Origin of the sequence: Heyndrickxia sp. FSL W8-0496 (genome assembly GCF_038007825.1) — a bacterium.
In the GTDB taxonomy this organism is placed as follows: domain Bacteria; phylum Bacillota; class Bacilli; order Bacillales; family Bacillaceae_C; genus Heyndrickxia; species Heyndrickxia oleronia.
The window spans coordinates 5,078,146-5,099,741 of sequence record NZ_JBBOXX010000001.1 but is presented as its reverse complement, the minus strand read 5'-3'; the positions used below and the strand labels follow the sequence as shown (position 1 = coordinate 5,099,741).

The 21,596-nt window shown below is 37.1% G+C and carries 18 protein-coding genes; 11 read left to right on the top strand and 7 right to left on the bottom strand.

Annotation, left to right across the window (positions count from 1 at the left end; all coding sequences use genetic code 11):
* Positions 1-93 precede the first annotated feature (93 nt).
* From NST63_RS25795 to NST63_RS25785, 3 genes are all read right to left on the bottom strand, one after another.
* Entirely contained in the window at positions 94-1,881 is a 1,788-nt protein-coding gene (locus NST63_RS25795; RefSeq protein WP_306420382.1) for a peptide-binding protein, read from the bottom strand.
* An 84-nt stretch (positions 1,882-1,965) separates the two neighbouring features.
* A complete protein-coding gene (locus NST63_RS25790) occupies positions 1,966-2,976 on the bottom strand; it encodes an ABC transporter ATP-binding protein (RefSeq protein ID WP_242598253.1) in 1,011 nt (336 codons plus the stop codon).
* Positions 2,977-2,989: 13 nt separating this feature from the next.
* Complete coding sequence (locus NST63_RS25785) at positions 2,990-3,958, bottom strand: ABC transporter ATP-binding protein (RefSeq protein ID WP_212944997.1); 969 nt, start codon at positions 3,956-3,958, stop codon at positions 2,990-2,992.
* Positions 3,959-4,421: 463 nt separating this feature from the next.
* On the opposite strand from NST63_RS25785, the gene NST63_RS25780 reads away from it, so the two are divergent.
* From NST63_RS25780 to NST63_RS25755, 6 genes are all read left to right on the top strand, one after another.
* Positions 4,422-5,414, top strand: coding sequence for an FUSC family protein (locus NST63_RS25780; protein ID WP_212944998.1), 993 nt, complete (start codon positions 4,422-4,424; stop codon positions 5,412-5,414).
* 66 nt (positions 5,415-5,480) lie between these two features.
* The gene (locus NST63_RS25775; protein WP_212944999.1) at positions 5,481-6,488 is read left to right on the top strand and encodes an XdhC family protein; all 1,008 of its coding nucleotides are present in this window, start codon (positions 5,481-5,483) and stop codon (positions 6,486-6,488) included.
* Complete coding sequence (locus tag NST63_RS25770) at positions 6,481-7,107, top strand: nucleotidyltransferase family protein (RefSeq protein WP_212945000.1); 627 nt, start codon at positions 6,481-6,483, stop codon at positions 7,105-7,107. The genes NST63_RS25775 and NST63_RS25770 overlap by 8 nt, the downstream gene beginning before the upstream one ends.
* Entirely contained in the window at positions 7,104-9,434 is a 2,331-nt protein-coding gene (locus NST63_RS25765; protein ID WP_341044071.1) for a xanthine dehydrogenase family protein molybdopterin-binding subunit, read from the top strand. The genes NST63_RS25770 and NST63_RS25765 overlap by 4 nt, the downstream gene beginning before the upstream one ends.
* Positions 9,421-10,254 (top strand): FAD binding domain-containing protein, encoded by an 834-nt coding sequence (locus tag NST63_RS25760; RefSeq protein WP_212945002.1) that lies wholly within the window; start codon positions 9,421-9,423, stop codon positions 10,252-10,254. The genes NST63_RS25765 and NST63_RS25760 overlap by 14 nt, the downstream gene beginning before the upstream one ends.
* Positions 10,255-10,274: 20 nt before the next feature.
* Complete coding sequence (locus NST63_RS25755; protein WP_212945142.1) at positions 10,275-10,727, top strand: (2Fe-2S)-binding protein; 453 nt, start codon at positions 10,275-10,277, stop codon at positions 10,725-10,727.
* Between the two features lie 35 nt (positions 10,728-10,762).
* On the opposite strand, the gene NST63_RS25750 is transcribed toward NST63_RS25755, so the two are convergent.
* Positions 10,763-11,284, bottom strand: a complete 522-nt coding sequence (locus tag NST63_RS25750) for a hypothetical protein (RefSeq protein ID WP_212945003.1) — start codon at positions 11,282-11,284, stop codon at positions 10,763-10,765.
* Positions 11,285-11,450: 166 nt separating this feature from the next.
* On the opposite strand from NST63_RS25750, the gene NST63_RS25745 reads away from it, so the two are divergent.
* Complete coding sequence (locus tag NST63_RS25745; RefSeq protein ID WP_212945004.1) at positions 11,451-13,175, top strand: ABC transporter ATP-binding protein; 1,725 nt, start codon at positions 11,451-11,453, stop codon at positions 13,173-13,175.
* Positions 13,176-13,335: 160 nt separating this feature from the next.
* Here the strand turns inward: NST63_RS25745 and NST63_RS25740 are convergent, their stop codons facing one another.
* Together NST63_RS25740 and NST63_RS25735 are read right to left on the bottom strand one after the other, a co-directional pair.
* Entirely contained in the window at positions 13,336-13,806 is a 471-nt protein-coding gene (locus tag NST63_RS25740; protein WP_341044070.1) for a hypothetical protein, read from the bottom strand.
* Positions 13,807-13,945: 139 nt separating this feature from the next.
* The gene (locus NST63_RS25735) at positions 13,946-15,199 is read right to left on the bottom strand and encodes a dicarboxylate/amino acid:cation symporter (RefSeq protein WP_436580369.1); all 1,254 of its coding nucleotides are present in this window, start codon (positions 15,197-15,199) and stop codon (positions 13,946-13,948) included.
* A gap of 363 nt (positions 15,200-15,562) precedes the next feature.
* Between NST63_RS25735 and NST63_RS25730 the strand changes: the two genes are divergently transcribed.
* Complete coding sequence (locus tag NST63_RS25730) at positions 15,563-15,997, top strand: hypothetical protein (protein ID WP_341044067.1); 435 nt, start codon at positions 15,563-15,565, stop codon at positions 15,995-15,997.
* A gap of 58 nt (positions 15,998-16,055) precedes the next feature.
* Here the strand turns inward: NST63_RS25730 and NST63_RS25725 are convergent, their stop codons facing one another.
* A complete protein-coding gene (locus tag NST63_RS25725; protein ID WP_341044066.1) occupies positions 16,056-16,958 on the bottom strand; it encodes a nuclease-related domain-containing protein in 903 nt (300 codons plus the stop codon).
* 96 nt (positions 16,959-17,054) lie between these two features.
* Here NST63_RS25725 and NST63_RS25720 point away from each other — a divergent pair, with 96 nt between their 5' ends.
* From NST63_RS25720 to NST63_RS25710, 3 genes are all read left to right on the top strand, one after another.
* Positions 17,055-17,954: an NAD(P)/FAD-dependent oxidoreductase gene (locus NST63_RS25720; RefSeq protein WP_212945008.1), complete on the top strand. Its 900-nt coding sequence runs from the start codon at positions 17,055-17,057 to the stop codon at positions 17,952-17,954.
* A gap of 182 nt (positions 17,955-18,136) precedes the next feature.
* Entirely contained in the window at positions 18,137-19,804 is a 1,668-nt protein-coding gene (locus NST63_RS25715; protein WP_341044064.1) for a methyl-accepting chemotaxis protein, read from the top strand.
* A gap of 163 nt (positions 19,805-19,967) precedes the next feature.
* Positions 19,968-21,515, top strand: a complete 1,548-nt coding sequence (locus NST63_RS25710; RefSeq protein WP_341044063.1) for a methyl-accepting chemotaxis protein — start codon at positions 19,968-19,970, stop codon at positions 21,513-21,515.
* Positions 21,516-21,596: the final 81 nt, after the last annotated feature.

Below are 21,596 nucleotides of genomic sequence, written 5' to 3'. Positions count from 1 at the left end.
TCCCCTCCGTTCTTGGAAAGGACGGGAATATCTCATGAATGGTAAAATCTCTATTCCCTGAGACATTCCCGTTATCCATAGATTTTATTAAAGTTATTTAGATGACACCCACCATAAATGTGTATCATTATACATGGAGTATGGTAGAGGTTTAACATTTTGTAACCGCTTGTTATACCCCCATAATGTATTTTGTGCATATAAGATTAATGCTGGTAAATCATCCTGGAATAGTACTTGCCAGTCACTATACACTTGATCGCGATAGGCTTGATCGAATGCTTCTGGTGGTTGTACCGCCTTTTTCATTAGTTCGTCGGATTCCTTGTTATTCCAACGACCATAATTGTAGGCAGCTTTGGAGCCCCATAGGCCGCTTGGATCTGGATCTGTACTGCTTAGGCTCCAGCCAAGTAAATAAAGATCCCAATCATCACTATCTTTTTCAAGAACATCAGAATACGTAGAGAATTCAATTGGCTGACGAAGATCTATTTTGATTCCTACAGCCTCTAACATTTCTTGAATAATTGGTGCAGAACGCATACGAAGCTCATTTCCTGTTGGATAATTTAATGTGAGAACCCATTTTTTTCCGTCTGGGTCTTCACGGAAGCCATCATTATCTTTATCAACATATCCTGCTTCATCCAATAATTTTTTAGCCTCTTCAACATTAAATTTATATTGGTTTGGTTTTTCGCCGTCATAAGCGGAGAATTGAGTAGCTATCGGTGCATTAATAACCGCTCCACGCCCATGAAGTAATGCTTTAATTAATCCTTCTCGATCAACGGCATAAGCTATTGCTTGGCGCACCCGTTTGTCTGCAATCTTTTTATTAGGGACCCAATTCTCAGGTTTAATCACACCGGCTTTTACATCTTCAGGCGTACGATGGTTTACCATGAAGCCCATTAGCTGGTATCCAAACTTTGGCTGCTCAATAATTTCAATATTATCCAATGCACTAATGGAGTCATAATCCGCTGGTTGGAAGCCATTTGGATCAGCTACGAAGTCGAGTTCTCCTGTTTCAAGCATACCGACAATAACTGATTGATTGACAACCTTCCAAACAATTTGATCAAGGTATGGCTCACCTTGCCAATAATCTTTGTTCTTTTCTAGAATGTATTGTTCTCCTTCAATCATTTTTGTAAATTTAAATGGTCCTGTTCCAATCACCTCTCCCGCATTGAGCGTGGCACCAGCTTTTGGCATATCTTTTATAGGGATATCTTTAAAAATATGTTCAGGAATAATCGGGAAGCTAGCATTATCAAGAGCTGTTACATTCGGTTCACTAAACTTAAAGGTAACTGTATGCTCATCTTGGGCAACTACACCTTCAAATTGATCTGTTTTCCCTGAATTGAAATCCTCGTATCCTAAAAGTTTTTCAACATATTCGGTACGAACTCCGCCGGCTTCAACATAGCCAGGGCTAGCAATCGATTTGTAAGTGAAAACAACATCATTTGCTGTGAATGGCTTGCCATCATGCCATTTAACATTATCCTGTAAGGTAAACGTTACTTCAGTTTGATCATCATTAAATTTCCATTCCTTTGCCAATGATGGCAAAAATTCGAGTTTTTCATTTTGCGTGACTAGACTTTCATGTGTAAATGACAGAATGTTACTTTCATATGCATCTGTGTAGAATATAGGATTAAATACACCGGCAGGAGCCGTATCCATTGCCCCAGTAATCGTCCCGCCCATTTGTGCTTTCCCTGTTTCTTCAGAAGGGTTGTCAGACCCTTTTTCGTTTTCCCCTTTTTTGGTACTATCTCCCCCACCTTTACAAGCTGCAAGGAACATACTTAATGAAAGAATGAAGATTAAACTGAGAAGAAAGCCTTTTTTTGTTTTCAAATTTTTTCACCCCTTTTTATCTTTAAAGAAAACTAGGACTTCAAATGTGAATCTCTGTGCATCACCTCCTTTGAACCACTCATTTTATTTTTCTGAGTAAAGATGGCAGGCTACAAAGTGATTGGTGGTCATGGTAGATAGTTCAGGTCTTTCTATCGCACATTTTTCAAAAGCATGTGGGCATCTGGTTCGGAACGCACATCCGGACGGTGGATTGGATGGGCTAGGGAGATCTCCTTTTAAAGTTATTTTTTCACGTCTTATGTGGATATTTGTTGTTGGTGCAGAGGATAGAAGTGCTTGTGTATATGGATGTAACGGTTCCTCGTATAACTCCTTTTTTTCAGCTATTTCTACGATTCGGCCAAGATACATGACAGCTACACGATCGCTAATATGCTTTACAACACTTAGATCGTGTGAGATAAATAAATAGGTTAAGTCAAATTCATCTTGAAGATCAGACATTAAATTTAGTACCTGTGCCTGTATAGATACATCCAATGCAGAGACAGGCTCATCACAAATAACAAATTTTGGTTTTAGGGCGAGAGCACGGGCAATACTTATTCGTTGCCTTTGACCTCCGGAAAATTCATGAGGATATTTCAGGCGATCTTCGGGACGCAGCCCAACCTTTTCAAGCAGTTCAATTGCTTTGTCTTTTCGTTCCTTTTTATTTAGCGATGTTTGTACCACAAGAGGCTCCTCAATTAATTCAGCTACACTCATTTTTGAATTCAATGAGGCAAAAGGGTCTTGAAAAACAATTTGCATATCTTTTCTAAATGGTCGAAGCCTCCGATTCTTTAAATGGGAAATGTCTTGGTTTTCAAAGATGATTTGTCCCTCTGTTGGTTCATGTAGGCGGAGGATGACTCTTCCAAGTGTGGATTTTCCTGAACCGGATTCCCCAACAATTCCAAGTGTCTCTCCTTTTTTAATGTTAAGAGAAACTCCATCTACAGCTTTTACATGACCAACAGTTGATTTTAAAATTCCTCCCTTAATTGGGAAGTACTTTTTAATATTTTTAGCTTGTAATAGGTATGTGTCTGTTTCTACTTGTCTTTCTTTAACATTGTCTAATTGCACATAAACTTCCTCCTTATTCATAGATATAACAACGAACATCATGTCCAGATTCTGTTGTTTGTAGCTGCGGCAGAGCTTCCTTGCATTTTTCCATAACTTTCGGACATCGATCGGAAAAACGGCAGCCTTTTGGAAAGTTATAGGAAGGTGGCACGGTTCCTTTAATCGCACCTAGTCTTTTTACCTCTTTATCAATACTTGGTAAGCTTTCAAGTAGGCCAATTGTATATGGATGCTGTGGATTAGAAAATAATTTTTCAACCGTTGTATCCTCCACAATTTGTCCACCGTACATCACCATAACTCGATCTGCATACTCCGCCACCACTCCAAGATCATGAGTAATTAAAAGTATGGCCGTATTGAATTTTTTCTTCATTTCATTCATTAGATCTAAAATTTGTGCTTGGATAGTCACATCTAATGCAGTTGTAGGCTCGTCTGCAATCAGTAATTTAGGATCGCATGACATGGCGATTGCAATCATTGCTCGCTGGCGCATTCCCCCTGATAATTGGTGAGGATACTCTTTAATGGTTTCCTCCGCCCTGGGGAATCCGACCATTTTCAATATTTCGATCGCTTTACTATAAGCTTGTTTTTTTGTTAATTTTTTGTGTTTGATTAAGGTTTCCACGATTTGATTGCCGATCGTGAATACCGGATTTAAAGCTGTCATTGGCTCCTGAAAAATCATTGCAAGGTCATTGCCCCTAATTTTCGCCATTTGTTTGTCCGAAAAGTTTAGTAGGTTTTCTCCGTTAAATATAACTGTGCCCTCTTTGATTTTTCCTGGTTTATTAATTAACTGCATAATTGAAAGGGATGTGATGCTTTTCCCACTTCCGGATTCTCCAACGAGAGCAACAGTTTCGCCTGGATAAATAGAAAAGTCAATCCCGTCTACTGCTTTAGCAATTTTCTTGTCGTCTAAATAGAAATAAGTTTTTAGTCCTTCTACTTTTAGCAATGCATCCTGCATATTTCCTTCTCACCTCGTATCCCCAAATCTATTAATTAAGTAGTATGAGGTATTCCCATTTTCTACAATCCTGCTCGTGCATCCATCTCCATTTTTGCAGATTGCGAGAATACAATTTTTTCTTTAACTACTATGTGTAACATTTTTGTAATATGACTAAAATATTTTTTTTATGTCGAATATGAACCAAGTATTTCGTGAAAAGTATGTATGCAGTGAATAAACTCTTAATTAAATGCTGTTTTCATATAGTTCGTTGCTTATGTAAGAGCTCAACTGCCGGCTTTTACACCAGGTTCTTATGGAGATTGCAAGTTCTTTTCGCATTAAAATGAAAGGTATAACGATCTTCAGGTGATATTTATTAGTTAAAACTTTACTTAAATAACCACTATATTTGAGAATCGAGCATAAAAAAATGAGGGAACAAAAACGCTATGAACGATTGAAAAGGATGGGAGATATGAAGCAGAAGAAGGAGAATTCAGTCTTTGAAAATCAATCAATGATGATTTGGAAAATTGCGATTGCCTCTGCATTATCATGGGAGATAGCCAAATTTACAGGTTCGCAGCATCCTTATTTAGCCCCATTGACGATTATTTTGTGTATTAAAACAACTCTAGAGAAAACCATTCTATTTTCATTTTATCGTTTCGTTGGTACAGTGATTGGCATCATATTAATTGTTTTGTTAGTAAAATATGTTCAAGTAAATGGTTTTACCTTAGGGATTTTTATTTTAGGAGGATCATTCATAGCTAAATGGATGAAATTAAATAAGGTGATTATCGAGCAAGTAGCCTTGTCGATTCTATTAGTGTTAGCTCTAGAGCAACAATCTAGTGGCTATGCCTGGGATCGGATCAAGGATACATTGATTGGGGCGATTGTAGCTATTTTAGTGAAAGTTTATGTTTTTCCATCTTCAGGTATAAAAAAGGCTACAAATGCATGTAACAATTACAGCAATAATTTAACAGGAATGTTCATTGAATTTTCGAACTGGATAAAAGGTGGATGTGACCCTGTCAAAGGAATGGAATTTCAAAATCAGTTAAAAAAAGATTATCAGTATCTTGATAAAATGCAAATGGATTTAAATCAAACTTCAAAGGCTTTTAGCTACTTTCCTTTTTGTTCGAAGAAAGGGGAAGTAGTAAAGATTTTACATCAAAAAACAAAAAACATTAGTAAAGGTTATTTATATTTATCGAATGTAACAGAAACATTCAAAGAATGGGGAAAGGCAGGTACGATGACAGACCAGGACAAAGCTTCATGGGCAAATCAAATGAAGCTGTTTAGTGAGAGCGCGAGCAATATAAGTAGTAATTCCCCTATTGTGACAAATGACTCTATGATTATATCCATACCAATGGAGTTAATCAATTGGCAATATCATGTGTCACTATTTCAAGAAACGAAGGAATTTTTAAACGGTAGTTCTTCATGATTCACTTCTAATCTCTTATCCCAGATGAATATACTTTTATATAGTACACAGGAAAGTGGTGAATGTATGGAGGACATTTTACCAATATTATTAAAACTTCCTTTTTTGAAAGAGAGCAGTGTTCTGGCAACTATTATTCATGTTGAAGGATCTTCATATAAAAAGGAAGGTTCCTGTATGCTTATTGAAGAAAATGGGGAACAAATTGGGATGTTAAGCGCAGGATGTCTAGAAGAGGATGTTAAATGTCATGTAAAGCAAGTTTGGAAGCAAGGGGAGTCAAAACTGTTAATCTATGACCTTAGAGGGGAATCCGATATAATCTGGGGCCAAGGGGCAGGCTGCAATGGAATCATGCATATATTATTAGAACCGTTGAAAGAACCGTTAAGAAACGATTTGATGCAAGTAAAGTATTATTTGGATAAAGGGCAATCTGTTTTTCATTTAAAACGATTTGATAAGGATTTTAAACTACTATCCAATAGCTATATTCCTCAGGATGGAGCTGCATTTGGTGATTTGTCCTATCTAACGGATTTACCTGTTTTTCCTAATAAGAGTGGACTATTCTATACTGAAGATTTACTTCCAATATTTAGCCATCATTATATGCCGAGACCACGAGTTATTGTTTTCGGAGCAGGCTTTGATGCAAGACCTTTGGAAAACTTTGCTGCTCAGGTGGGCTTTGAAGTGATTATCTGTGATTGGCGGCCGCATTATTGTAATAAAGTAAATTTCCCTTTTGCAAGCAGTTTGATTGTATGTTTCCCGCGTGAAATAGATGAAAAGCTAGATATAAAGAATGGAGATTTTGTGGTTTTGATGACTCATGATTTTCAAAAGGATAAAGAACTCCTATCTATTTTGATCGATAAAAACCTATCCTATCTAGGGATATTGGGACCAAAAGAAAGAACGAAACGTCTATTGGATCATAATGACATTCCAGATTGGATCTCTTCCCCAGTTGGAATCTCAATTGGATCAAAGGGAGCGGAGGAAATTGCCATAAGTATAGTAGCTGAGATGATAAAAGCTCTCCGGAATCCAAGGAGATTCAATGAGTAAAAGCAGAATTATTGGTATTTACCTTGCTGCTGGCAGGAGCAGTAGAATGGGGAAGAATAAGCTTGACCTACCTTTATTAGATGATTACCTAGGCAGTATCGCTTTGAAGACGATCATGCAAACAGATCTGGATTTTACCATTGTAATCACTCCAACGTCTGAGGTGCCATCGTGGATTACACCACCTCTTTTGTTGAATAAGAAGTGGTGTTCTTTTTTATGTACAGAGGCTGAACATGGGCAGGCCTACTCCTTAAGATGTGGAGTTATGAAGGCCATGAGTATGGAAGCGGATGCTGTAATCGTGTTTCTTGCAGACCAGCCATTAATTTCCCGACAAATCATTCATCAACTAATTCATACTTATACATCAAATAGGGACTTGGAAGTTGTTGCATCCTCCTTTAATGGAATTTCTAGACCACCTATCCTTTTTTCCTATCAAGTCTTTCCAAAACTACTAGAGCTAGAGGGGGATATTGGAGCGAGGCAATTGCTAAAGAAAAGTAAAAGGAAAGTATGTATCGAGTTTAATGATGAGGTGCCCTTCATGGATGTTGATAATGAGGAGGATTATTCATTAATTCGGAAACTCACAATGGGGAGGGATGAGAATTGAATGTGCTTGGAAAGGGGATAACGCGGAAGGATGCAATAGAAAAGGTAACAGGAAAAGCAAAATATATAAATGATTACACCACTTCTAACATGCTTCATGGAGCCCTAGTTATCAGTCCACTAGGTCATGCAAAAATAATGAAAATTGATGCTGCTCGTGCTAGAAAAGTTCAGGGGGTACGAGCGGTCATTGCCGGTGAGCGTTTTCCACTAGTAGGTGAGGAAATGAAAGACCGCCCACCAATAGCAGTTGATAAAGTTCGCTACCATGGGGAGGTAGTAGCTGTAGTCGTAGCAGATACTTTAATGATAGCCAAACATGCCGCCGAATTAATTAACATTCAATATGATCCTTTGCCAGTTGTTAACTCACCGAGTGAAGCGATGCAAGAAGATGCGCCAATTATACATGAAAACCTAGGGAGTTATGAAAAGATTCCCGCTGTTTATCCGGTACCAGGGACCAATATTGCTAGCCTGCAAAAGATTCGTAAAGGGAATATCGAAGAGGGCTGGAACCAGAGTGACTTAACCGTTGAGGGGAGTTTTTCCCTTAAACCTTCTGACCACGCTGCTATGGAGACACGGTGTGCAACTGCAGAAATAAAACCTGATGGAAAGATCATTATTTCGACAACCTCTCAAGCACCATTTATGGTCAAAAAGTTGATTAGCAATTATTTTAATGAGGAACTTGGCAAAATTATTGTGAAAACTCCATTAGTTGGTGGTGGTTACGGAGGCAAGGCCTCTACCCAAGTAGAAATTCTTGCCTATCTTGCTTCAAAAGCGGTTGGTGGTAGGCCTGTCAAAATAAGATATTCAAGAGAACAAGATATGTTGACAGCACCATGCCATATCGGTTTAGAAGCAAAAGTTAAACTAGGTTGTACAAACGAAGGAAGGCTGACTGCTGCTGAAATTACTTTCTTATTTGATGGTGGGGCCTATTCGGATAAATCGATTGATTTAAGTAGAGCAGCCGCAGTCGATTGTACCGGTCCATATCATATTGAGAATATTTGGTGTGATTCATACTGTCTTTACACAAACCATCCTTATGCAGCTCCATTTCGAGGATTTAGTCATTCTGAGCTTTTATTTGCATTTGAACGCACAATGGATCTGTTGGCAGAAAAATTACAAATGGATCCTTTTGAATTACGTTATACTAATGCCATTCTTCCTGGGGATACAACTCCTACTCAGGTGGAGCTGAATCAAAGTACTGTAGGGAATTTAAGAAAATGCATTGAACGTGTGAAGCAATTATCTAATTGGGATGAAGGACAGATTATTGAAATAAACGATCGTTTTGTTCGTGTAAAAGGAGCAAGTTGTGGCTGGAAAACGTCAACTATTGATACGAATGCAAGCTCAGGTGTCATTCTAACCTTTAATTCAGATGGGAGTATTAATTTAATTTCAGGTGTTATTGAAATTGGTACTGGAACCAAAACTGTTCTCGCCCAAATGCTTGCTGAAAGGTTACAGATGAGTGTGGATCAAATTCATGTGCGAATGGAAGTAGACACTCAGACAACACCTGAGCATTGGAAAACTGTTGCAAGTAGAGGAACATTTATGGCAGGGAGAGCATTATTAGAAGCTGCAGCAGATGTAGAAAGACAACTAAAAGATGTCGCTTCCTGTGTACTTAGATGCTCCCCAGAGGATTTAGTTGTCGCTAATTCTCGTGTGTTTTTAAGAGATGATCCAAAGGTAGGGTTGGCCTTCCAAGAGATTGTATATGGGTATACGTATCCAAATGGAAATGCTATAGGTGGTCAAATCATCGGTAAAGGAAACTATATTTTACGTAGAATGACGTATATTGATAAGGAAACAGGTGCTGGAAAACCAGGACCGGAATGGACGGTTTGCGCTTCAGTTGTCGAAGTAGAATTTGATCGTAGGGATTACACTTATAAGATTATCCAAGCGAGTACAGTGGTTGATTTAGGAAGAGTATTAAATGAAAAAACCGCAAAAGGTCAAGTAATAGGAGCTATGAACATGGGCCTTGCCTATGCAGGACGCGAAACGTTTATTTTTGATGAACTAGGGAGGGTATTGAATCCGCAATTAAGAACGTACCGCCCTATTCATTACGGTGAGAATCCTGAGTACCGTGTAGATTTTATTGAAACACCACAGCTAGATTCACCCTTTGGCTTACGTGGAGTAGGTGAGCATGGAATATTAGGGATGCCCGCAGCTCTTGGAAACTGTTTGTCAGTAGCAGCTGGAGTTTCATTGCACCAACTCCCCCTTGTTCCTGAATTACTTTGGAGAACAAAGGAGGGGAATTTAAATGATTCCATATGATTTTGATTATTATCGTCCTACATCCATCCAGGAAGCCCTCACTATATATCAAACATTAAAGCATGCCGGAAGAAAACCAATGTATTTTTCAGGAGGAACCGAGATCATTACTCTTGGGAGAGTAAATTGGGTTTATACCGATGCTGTCATTGATTTAAAAGGAATTCCTGAATACCATGTGCTCTTTAAAAGTGAAAGCCGTCTGATCCTTGGTGCAGGACTATCCCTTGTACAAATTGAAGAAGCTAATCCATTTCCTCTACTATCTAAGACGGCTAGTGAAATTGCCGACCATACAGCACGGACAAAAATTACATTAGGTGGGAATATTTGTGCACAGATTTTTTATCGGGAAGCCGTACTCCCCTTTCTATTATCTGATAGCTTAATGGTGGTTGCCATGCATGATGGAATGAAAATCTTCCCGATACATGAAATTTTCTCGAAGTGCTTATGTTTAAATGAAGGTGATTTTCTTATTCAAGTGAGCACCGATCAAAAATTTGTAGAAGCTCCATCGATTAGTATTAAGCGGCGTAAACAATGGAATACAGGCTATCCGTTACTAACTGCTGCAGCGCTAAAGGTGGATGGAGCCATTAGATTAGCAATAAGCGGATTATGTCCCTTTCCTTTTCGGGCCTTTGAAATAGAAGAATTGCTTAATCACAGTGATTTATCAATGGAGGAAAAAATAAACGGTGCAGTCGAAAGACTCCCATCTCCCATATTAAATGATGTAGAGGGATCGGCAGAATATCGTCTATTTGTTTTAAAAAATACCTTGATTGATATTTTACAAGAGTTAGGGAAGGAGTGAGGCAAGTGTCATTGGTTTCGATGTCTTTAAAAGTAAACGGGGAAAGACGGGAGGTCAATATTCGAACGTCGGAAACGCTTCTTAATGTTTTACGAAACAGATTAGGACTAACAGGGGCAAAGCCGGGCTGCTTAAATGGAGATTGTGGTGCATGCACCGTTCATGTCGATGGATGGCCAATGAAATCCTGCCTAATGCTCGGTGTGGAGGGGGTAGATAAAGAGATCACAACCATTGAAGGCTTAGAAAATACACCTATTCAACAAGCATTTATTGAACAGTTTGCTTTTCAATGTGGGTACTGTACTCCAGGCTTTATTATGAATTGCCAATCCTTAATTGAGCAACATCCAGATGCATCTGATGAAATGATTCAAGAATGGCTAGAGTCGAATATTTGCCGCTGTACTGGATATCAAGAAATTGAACAAGCGATTAAATCGGTATTAGCACGGAAACAAAATTCGGAGTAAGCGGGTGAGGACACCCGCCGTTTTCTGTTTGCCCGTCATTTTTCAAGGATGCTGTACCAATCAATTATTTTCCATTGGTCATCTTGTTTAATAAGAGTAATTTCAATTGTTGCTAGTTGATTGGGGTTTGATGGGAATGGTACTTTGCTCCAAATCACTTTAACTTTATTGTTCGATATAATTGTGTAGGATGGATATTCTTCGAGGTTCAGAGGCAAGGTAAGGAATTGTTTATCTACAATGTTATTTTCATTTTTAACTTTTTCTAATATTTGTTCTTTGAAAGTAGCAAGGAAGGATTCATCAAAATAATTAGGTAGAATGCTATCATAGTCTTCGGTAGTAGTATCTTTACTAGAAACTAAATTGATTAGTTTGCTGCAAGCTTTTCTAATATCAAGTAATATTTTGTTCTTTTCTTTTTCTGTTAGCTCAAATTTCTCATTAACTGGTTGAATAGCTTTTTCTGTTTTAGATGGATCTTTTTCTGAAAAAATAAAGGATAAAACAAGTGCAAGGACAAAGATGATCGGAATAAAAACGAAGTTCTTTTTCAATTCTTTACACCCCCATAGTAATAATTCTACCATAATTCGTTGTGAAATCAGAATATTTAGGGAAATTGATTCGAGCTATATTTTTCTCTTTCGAACATTTTGATTGCGACATTTCCATTTAAAATTTATAATCGCTAAAGACGAATGAAATAAATGGGGGTGCAGCATGTTACGCAGATTTTTTTCTTACTACTTGCCGCATAAAAAATTATTCACTATCGATTTTTGTAGTGCAGTAGTAGTTGCTTTATTAGAATTAGGGTTTCCGCTTGCTGTACAGTGGTTTATTGATAGCTTACTACCAGATGGGAATTGGTCAACCATTGTATCAGTAGGTGCTGGATTGCTTGTACTGTATATTATGAGTACTTTTTTACAATATATAGTAAATTATTGGGGGCATAAGCTGGGGATTAATATTGAAACAGATATGAGACAGCAATTGTTCCAACATGTACAAAAACAATCATTTCGCTTTTTCGATAATACAAAAACAGGACATATTATGAGTCGAATTACGAATGATTTATTCGATATCGGTGAACTAGCCCATCATGGTCCAGAGGATATGTTTATTGCAATAATGACATTTGTGGGAGCATTTTGGATTATGTTGGGAATTAATGTTAAGTTAGCATTAGTGACCATTATCATTCTACCATTCTTAGTCTGGTTGATTACGGTGTGTAATCTAAAAATGAATAAAGCTTGGAAACGAATGTATGGCGAGATAGCAGATGTAAACGCACGTGTGGAGGATAGTGTATCAGGAGTAAGAGTTGTACAATCTTTTACAAATGAAAACTATGAAATTTCTCGATTTACAACGAATAACCGTCGATTTAGAAAGGCAAAGCTAACAGGTTATAAGGTAATGTCATTTACCAATTCAGGAATTTACATGATGACTAGGCTGATCACACTCGTCGTTTTAATCTATGGTGCATGGCTTAGCTTTAATCATCATTTAACATATGGAGAACTTGTTTCCTTTATTTTATATGTGAATGTTCTTTTTAAACCGGTGGATAAAATCAGTGCGATTATGGAGCTTTATCCGAAGGGAATGGCAGGATTCAAGCGTTTTATCGACCTAATTGATCAGGAGCCAGAAGTACAGGATGTTAAAGGTGCTAAGGAGGTTCCATATCTCAACGGCGATATCCAGTTTGATAATGTAACGTTTAGATATGATGAGCATAAACCAGTGCTTCAGGGAATTGACTTAAACATTCATGCGGGAGAGACCGTTGCTTTTGTTGGACCATCTGGTGCAGGGAAGACAACGATTTGCTCATTAATTCCGCGATTCTACGATGTGAATGAAGGAAGAATATTAATTGATGGCATTGATATTCGTCAAATGACGAAACAATCACTACGTTCTCATATTGGTATTGTTCAACAGGATGTATTTCTTTTTACAGGTACATTACGGGAAAATATTGCATATGGAAAGTTAGACGCGACAGAAGAGGAAATCGTCGAGGCCGCAAAAAAGGCCCATCTAGAAGAGTTTATTCATTCACTTCCATTGGGTTATGAGACTCAAATTGGTGAACGCGGACTAAAGCTCTCAGGAGGACAAAAACAGCGAATTGCTATTGCACGAATGTTCTTGAAAAACCCACCAATTTTAATACTAGATGAGGCAACTTCTGCCTTAGATACAGAGACAGAAAGAATCATACAAAGAGCATTAAATGAACTTGCAAAAAACCGTACAACCTTAATTATAGCCCATAGGCTTGCAACGATTCAAAGTGCTGACCGCATAATGGTTGTCACAGAAGAGGGGATTGCTGAGGAAGGTACGCATGAGGAATTAATCGGAAAAGGCGGTATATTTGCTAGATTACACAATGTGCAATATCAACAGCAAGGCGTTTAAGTTTTGTTGTTAAATAGATAAAGCTGCAACAGATAGCTGTTGCAGCTTTATTAATTTGGTTGTTTTCGTATTGTTTGTTGCTTTTTTAAATGTATGACTATCAGCTTTTAAATTCACAAGCAATATAGTTAAAACTTAATCTAAATAGCATCATAATTATTTATAATCTCGAGAATCCTTCTTCATGTAAATATTCTGCAGCTTCTTCGTAAGAATTAAAAGTCCCATCTAGGTTTAAACCTGCATACACATTCCACATATCATCCTCATGTAAAAGAACTAATGTAAAGTTATTTCGATTAATCCACTTTTCTTCAAATGATTCCTCATCGCTTTGGATATCTTCTATGGCTTTTGGTTCTAGAGATTGGATCGATTTTTCAATGATATGGCGAAGTTCATCTTCAGAAAAATCGCGAATGTTCACCATCCCTTTATCGTTCGTAGGGTACCCAAGTAAATGCTCAGCATAGACAAAGCCATTTCCGTTAGGATGTAAATGATAAACAATATTCTTTTTGTCAGATGTACTTTCCTCAAAGTGAAAATTAATTCTTCCTAGGGAAACATCTTTTCTTTTTAATTGTGGAAAGGATTCAATGATTGCCAGTTTTTCTTCAAAAGTAAGCATAATGCCTCCATGTAAGTGATAAATTTAATTGAATAATTATAACATATTCCGTTTAGCAACAAAAAAAGGTTATCTATTTAGTAATCAGACCCCATCTGAATACTGTTTGTATTATGGGGTCTGACCTTTTAGACAACCTCTAATTAAAAGCTTTTTTTAGCCAATTTTTCCCTTCTACTAATCGGCTGACCATCATCGCACACACGGTGTTTCCTGTTGAATTCAGTAATGTTGCAGGGACATCTATGATGGTGCTAATCACTGCAATAATTGGCAGCACCTCTGGTGGAAATCCAAATACACTAAGGATGAGCATTTCGCCAATCATCCCTCCGCCTGGAATGGCTCCCATTACAGCCCCAACCAAAAACGAAACTGCGATAATACTGAGTATCCCAGAAACACTTGTCATATCTTTCCCGAATAAACTAAACAAGAAGACGATTTTTAGGACACCCCCAAATACCGAACCATCTTTATGTGTATTCGCTCCAAGAGGAATAATGGTTTCCGCAATATCAGTAGGGACGCCCATTTTTTTAACTGACTCAAGGTTTACTGGGATGCACGCAGCACTTGAGCATGTCGCAATCGCTGTAACAGCAGGAGAAATAGCATTTTTCCAAAACACTTTTACTCCATCCTTGCCACTTGCAATAAATGCATACAGTGTAAAGAAACCAAAGAAATAAACTATAGTCAAAACTAGATAAAGAACAAATGCACGGGCATATCCTTCTAAAATTTGTGGCCCTAGTTCACCAATGACTGTTGCGAAATAACAGCCAAGCCCAATTGGGGCATAGTACATAACGAACTTAACGATTTTCATCATGATCGCAGAGCCAGAGGATAGTAAATTCGCAATAGGCTTCCCTTTGTCTCCAACCATTGCTGTTGCTAATCCAAATAAAATAGAAAAAACAATGAGCTGAAGCATATTACTTTTCGAAAATAACTCTGAAAAATCAGAAACCGTAAAGGTCTTCACGAGTTGTCCTAGGAAAGTAACTTTCTCTGCATTTGAATCAGTTCCCGGATCGGACATAATGCTCTTAATCGAAGATACATCTGTGTTTTTTAATGGATCAACAATAACAGCACCTATATAACCTAAAATCGCTGAAATGAGTGCAGTAATAACAAAAACTAGAAAAATACTCCCCATAATTTTTCCAAGTCGCTTCATTCCGCTCATATTCGCGATTGCTGAAGCAATACTGAAAAATACTAGTGGAACAATTATGGTAAACATTAAATTAAGAAATAAATCACCAAAAGGCTTTACAATCGTTGCCTTTGAACCAAAAACGACCCCTGCTACTCCGCCAATAACGATGGAAAATAGCAAAAGAAACGTTGATTTATAATTTGATAGCAGCCTTCCCAAGATGTCACACCTCTTTTGTTTTTCTATACGTGCCTAATTCATTATTATCATCCGAAATGATAGGTTTGACAATAAAAAGTTGATATTGCTACCCTTGGAATGTATTACAAGTTCATGAGTAGAAGGTAGAACGGGAAAAGTGTATTGGAGGGTGGTGAGTGGAGACAAATAACGGAGGAAGAACAGCAACAATGTGTGTCAGGAGTGTGAGTGGAACCACATTACGGAGGGAAAACAGCAACAATGTGTATCCAAGGCCGAAGTGGAGACACATGACGAAGAAAAAACAGCAAAAATGTGTGTCCAAGGCGGAAGTGGAGACACATTACGAAGGGAAAACAGCAACAATGTGTGTCAGGAGTGCGAGTGGAAACACATGACGAAGAAAAAACAGCAACAATGTGTGACCAAGGCGGAAGTGGAGACACATTACGAAGGGAAAACAGGAAAAATGTGCGTCCAAGACTGAAGTGGAGACACATTACGAGCGAAAAACAGCAAAAATGTGTGTCCAAGGCGGAAGTGGAGACACATTACGAAGGGAAAACAGCAAAAATGTGTGACCAAGGCGGAAGTGGAAACACATTACGAAGGGAAAACAGGAAAAATGTGCGTCCAAGACTGAAGTGGAGACACATTACGAGCGAAAAACAGCAAAAATGTGTGACCAAGGCCGAAGTGGAAACACATTACAAAGGGAAAACAGCAAAAATGTGTGACCAAGGCGGAAGTGGAGACACATTACAAAGAAAAAACAGCAAAAATGTGTGTCAAAGAAAAAACACTGAGACACATTTATAGAGTAATACAAAAAGAATGTGCCTCAGATTAGAAGTCCTAATTGCATTCTATAAAAACATTAAATGTAATAGGAGGACTGGCCATGTCCAATGATGTTAAAGTTTTGTGAGAGGATCCTAGAGATTGTTCGTTTCGGCATGATTTTACACCATTCATAAATTGCATTTGTATTAATTTTATTATTTGGAAAAAGTGTAGTGTATTCTTTGATTGATCGTAAAACCGCAGTGCTAGCATTTTCTTTGTAACCACATTTACAAATTACTAACTTTTTATGAAAGTCCCCAATAAACCCACCACACCTCGCACAAATGACTCCTTTTTTCAGTTGTTCAAAAGTGTATTCTGGTATTCGAGTATATGGTGATTCTTCGATATGCAGTGAAATTAATTTCTTTGCTAATTGAGTATGTCGTGAAGATGTATTTGATGCTGCAGTGGTCATCATCCGACTAAAAAATCGTTGTATTTGTGTTGGATAAATAATGGGTTGATTCCGTGGAGCGTGATACAGGTGGAATTCGGGGTTGATAAATATAACATGGGCTTTAATTGGGATATTTAATTGAAGGTCATGGAGTAGTTTACGTAGTAAGGTTTCAGTTCGTCTTAATTGGAAGATAGGGTTTTTTATTTCTGCTCCAGATGTTGAAAACCATCGATCATCCTCCATATAATAATCCCCATCGTAATTTTTGACTTCAAATATATAGATTGTCGAATTGGAGATAACCATTGAATCGATTTGGAAATGAGAATGAGAGAATTCAAAGAGTAGATCATTCAGGATAAGCCAATTATCCGGTAGATGGTGTAACCACTCATCAAAATGCTGTTCTCCTATGAAGCCCTTATTCAAGTTTAAATAATTCAAATGATCTTTTTCCGATAAGTTCATTCTCTTATGTAGATACTTCAGAAGTTCTAACTCTAATGATTCGTAGCGTGGCTTTAATATCATAATAACCTCTCCTTTTTATAAAAAAATAATTACCAGTTCATTATTCAGCGAGATTGGAAAAAATATAATTAAACTTTATGAGCTGGAGGAATGAAATTGATTTATGACTGTGTCATTGTTGGTGGTGGAATCGCTGGATTGCAGGCGGCTATTCAATTGGGAAGGTATCAACATAAGATTGTTGTGATTGATTCGAATAATGGGAGATCTAATTTTTGTTTGGCTTACCATAATATTTTAGGCTGGCCAAATGGGGTTAGTGGAGGATTCCTAAGAAGAGTAGGCCGGGATCAAGCAGAAGATTTAGGTGTAGAGTTTGTCCAGAATAAAGTAATGAGTATTGAAAATCAAGAGAATAATTTTGTTTGTATTGTTAAAGATGGGGAAGAAATAGTCGGAAAACGTCTATTACTTGCTACAGGAATTATGGATCGCCTACCTTCTTTTCCGGAAATTTATCCTTGCTTAGGTGTCAGTGTATTTGTTTGCCCTGATTGTGACGGGTATGAAGTGAAAAATGAGAAGACAGTTGTTATCGGTTCTGGAGATGTAGGGGCTAATATGGCTTTAACATTATCATATTGGACAAATGAAATCATGTATATTAATCATGAAAAAAAAGAAGTTAGTGAGCAAAATCAAATTCAATTGCGATCAAAGAAAATTATCTACCATGAGGAAACAATCGATACATTTATGGCAAAAGGATCACAGTTTAAGGGTGTAGTATTAAAAGATGGAACGAAAATAGAATGCGAATATGCTTTTGTCGCACTTGGAGGCAATGAGGTTCGTTCACAGCTCGCATCAAAGTTGGGAGTAGAACTACATGAAAACAAGCATATTCTCACTGATTCACGAACGAAAATGACTAATATAAAACATGTATGGGCAGCGGGGGATGTTGTTGCACATTCAGAGCAGGTAACAATTGCCATGGGTGAGGGTTCTCAAGCAGCGATTTGGATACATAAAAGTTTGCTGTCAGATGAGTAATTAAAAAATATACGAAAGAGCTTGAACCAGAATAAAATTGGGTTTCGAGCTTTTTTATTTCGCCAACAATTCCTAAAAGAGTACTTAAACATTAAATCTTAATAATTCCTCTACAATTTCTTAACAAATGAATAGTATAAAAGTCTTAGAGATAAGAAATTTATACCAAGGGGAAAAATACAATGCCATTTCTTCATAAGCTTAGCCTGCGAACTGTTTTGATTTTGCCTATTATACTAGTCATTATTTTGTCCTCTGTAATCATTGCCTATTTCAGTTATACAAAAAATAAGCAAATAACGGTTCAATCGACAGAACAACAGCTACAAGCCTCAGTAGAAGTAATTAGTGAAAAAATTACAATGTTAAAAGCCACTGTCCCGAAACAGCAATTTGATAAAAAGTTATCCTATGCTTTAACTCAAAATAAAAATAGATTTCGATCATCTAGTTTGTCTCCTATGCAATTTAAACTGACAAAGGATCAAACCATTGAGTTATTTACGGAATACCGTGATTCAATTCCAAAGCTTTCAAAAAATAATATCAAGCAAATTATTCAACAACGCCAAGGGATTATTCATGATCAAGGGATGATGATCGCCTTCGCTCAACAAGTAGAGTTAGATGGGGCGTACTACATCATTGCATTGAAAGATCATGATTATTTACAACCAGTAAATAGCTATAGAATAATGTTGGTTTTGATAACGTCAATTACTGTAATAATCGCCAGTCTAATTGGTTTTTTTACCATTCGGAGAGTAACGAAACCAATCCTATATTTAAAAGATTTAATGGGGAAAGTCTCTAGTGGCGATTTACGAGCAAGAATTGAATTAAGCCATTCTAGTAAGGAGCTAAATTTATTAGAATCAGGTTTTAATCAAATGGTGGATCGCCTGCACTCGATCATTTATCAACTAGAGGAAAGTGCAAATCGAGTGACAATATCATCTGAAAGAATGAGAATGACAGCCTCAGATTCAAAATCTGCATCAGAACAAATTGCTATTGCGATGGAAGAGGTAGTAGGAGGATCCGAAGTGCAAGTTAAGTCCGCGGAACGTGTTACCAATGACGTCATTAAAATTGCTAACAGGATGGATCAAGTCTCTCATTCCATTCATAAAGTAAAAGAGTCCAGTCAAATTGCATTTCGAAAAGCGAAGACTGGGAATCAGCTAGTAGATCGCACAGTTGGACAAATAAAGCTAGTTAATGGATCAATAGAGAATACAGCCCAATTGATTCATTCTTTAAATGAAAAGTCCAATCAGATTGACCATATTCTCAATCTCATTCAAGAGTTAGCCAATCTTACGAATCTATTATCACTAAATGCAACGATTGAAGCAGCTCGTGCTGGTGAACATGGAAAAGGTTTTTCCGTCGTAGCACAAGAAGTAAAAAAACTGTCTAATCAGTCGGGAGAAGCTGTATTAAAAATAAAAGAAATTACCGATGAAATACGGAACGAAACGGAAGATGTGGTAATGGCTATGAAAAACGGGTTGGCAGAACTGAAAGAAGGAATTGATATGGTGCAACAAACAGAAGAAGCATTTGCAGATATCAAGAATGCTGTCAGTGTTGTGACTGGAGAGACAGAAGATGTTTCAAAAATTGTGAGTCATGTTCATTCGCAGACAAAGGATGGGGTTCTACAAATAAGTAATATTTCAGCGATATCTCAGGATTTTGCAAGATCGATACAACAAGTGACAGCTGCATCAGAAGAACAACAAGCTTCCATGGAAGAAATGCTAAATGAAGCAGCCGCATTGAATGATTTATCAAATAAATTAGAGAAGATACTTGGAAGTTTTATCACCATAAACGACAGATGATTAAATAAATTCTAAATTCCATTTCTATAGCTCAAGGATTTGTTAGACTATTACGTAAATCGATAGTAAAATATTCATATTCATTTGCTGAGTTATTTAGGTAATATGTCATAATTGAAGGGCTGGACGTTTATGAAATTTGGTGCGTAGGAGGAAATGGAATTTGATCATCGAGAAAAATCGCTTAATGTTAAAGGCTTCATTTGTAGTTATATTACTAACTCTAGCCTTCCATATTCTTGGAAGAAAATATTATTTTTTTAATACATATATGATGCATATGCAAGGGATGGTTACAGCAAAAGACTTAGAGGAAAATTACGGAGTTTTATTAAATGGTTTATTATCACTTCCAATTATTTTGTTTCTCTTATGTTGTCTCTTTTTTTTGAAAAGAAAAGATCATCCAATTATTCCTGGTTTAATTACACTTCTATTTACATTTGGAAGTATTTCCATTATTGCAGGGGCAACGGGAAGAGTAGAACTTCATTTTTCAATTTTTATGGTTATTGCTGCATTGGCATACTATGAAAACATTCGTCTTATTTTATTGATGGCAACTATTTTTACGGTTCATCATATTGTAGGTTTTTTATTTTTAGGAGGGGTAGTCTATGGAATGAGAGATGTCTCATTCAGCATGTTGTGTCTACATGCCCTATTCCTAGTACTTACCACAGCAGCGACTAGCTGGCAAATTTATTCTAGTAAAAAAATTCGGCTGTCTCTCGAGCTTGCACAACAAGGACAACGAAAGTCAATTATTGAAAATATAACAGGACAAATCTCTAATATTTCCACACAGGTTATTGCAACAGCTAATGTGTTAAATGAACAAGCAATTCAAACCTCTGCGGCAAATAAGCAATCGTTAAAGTCCATACAGCAAGTCTCAGCGGGGATGGATATTCAATTAGAAAGTACCGAAAAAAATGTAAGTGTAATTCATAAATTAACAAATTATGTAAAAGGTATGACGCAATCAGCATACGATGCTACAACCATTTCCAACCAGTCAGAGAAAAATGCTGAACAGGGACAAGGTTATGTTGCCAGATTATTAAAGCAAATGGAAGAAATAAACGAATCAACAGATCATTCCTATCAATCGATCACGTTGCTAAATGAACAAAGTAAAATGATTACCAATATACTTGAGGTAATAACCACTATTTCTGAACAAACCAACCTATTGGCACTTAATGCTGCAATTGAAGCCGCGAGGGCAGGTGATCATGGGCGTGGATTTGCTGTAGTAGCAGATGAGGTAAAAAAATTGGCGGAGCAATCCTCTCACTCTGCAAAACAAATAAAAGATTTAATTAGTAGTATATTAGAAAATACGACGATTTCTGTTGGAAATATGAATAAAGTAAAGGAAAATGTATTAAGAGGTTTCTTGATCGCTCAAGAAACGCGATCAATTTTTAATGAAATAGTTGAGTATACCCAAAAGGCAGCGGAAGAGATTAAAAAAATCTCGTTATATACTAATGAATTAAATAATGGATTTCAGCATGTTAGCCATTCCATAGATGAGGTGACCAATATAGCTAGAGATTCTGCCTCGAATACACAACAAATAGTAGTTTCTTCCGAGGAGAATGAAAAATCAATTGAAGAAATTTCGAATGTTGCTGTTTCCTTAAAACATTCTGCACAGGAATTAGGAAAAATAATTGAATTAATGAAGCAAGAAAAGAAATAATTCCTATAAAAAATGGGAGGAAAAGCGAAGGGGTAATGCCTAATAGACACCCCTTTTTACTTTAATGCTATAAGCCTGTAA

Excerpts from the sequence above, each read along its gene's own strand:
- NST63_RS25785 (WP_212944997.1), bottom strand. The coding sequence starts at position 3,958 with ATGCAGGATGCATTGCTAAAAGTAGAAGGACTAAAAACTTATTTCTAT.
- NST63_RS25780 (WP_212944998.1), top strand. The coding sequence starts at position 4,422 with ATGAAGCAGAAGAAGGAGAATTCAGTCTTTGAAAATCAATCAATGATG.
- NST63_RS25775 (WP_212944999.1), top strand. The coding sequence starts at position 5,481 with ATGGAGGACATTTTACCAATATTATTAAAACTTCCTTTTTTGAAAGAG.
- NST63_RS25770 (WP_212945000.1), top strand. The coding sequence starts at position 6,481 with ATGAGTAAAAGCAGAATTATTGGTATTTACCTTGCTGCTGGCAGGAGC.
- NST63_RS25760 (WP_212945002.1), top strand. The coding sequence starts at position 9,421 with ATGATTCCATATGATTTTGATTATTATCGTCCTACATCCATCCAGGAA.
- NST63_RS25755 (WP_212945142.1), top strand. The coding sequence starts at position 10,275 with ATGTCTTTAAAAGTAAACGGGGAAAGACGGGAGGTCAATATTCGAACG.
- NST63_RS25745 (WP_212945004.1), top strand. The coding sequence starts at position 11,451 with ATGTTACGCAGATTTTTTTCTTACTACTTGCCGCATAAAAAATTATTC.
- NST63_RS25740 (WP_341044070.1), bottom strand. The coding sequence starts at position 13,806 with ATGCTTACTTTTGAAGAAAAACTGGCAATCATTGAATCCTTTCCACAA.
- NST63_RS25725 (WP_341044066.1), bottom strand. The coding sequence starts at position 16,958 with ATGATATTAAAGCCACGCTACGAATCATTAGAGTTAGAACTTCTGAAG.
- NST63_RS25715 (WP_341044064.1), top strand. The coding sequence starts at position 18,137 with ATGCCATTTCTTCATAAGCTTAGCCTGCGAACTGTTTTGATTTTGCCT.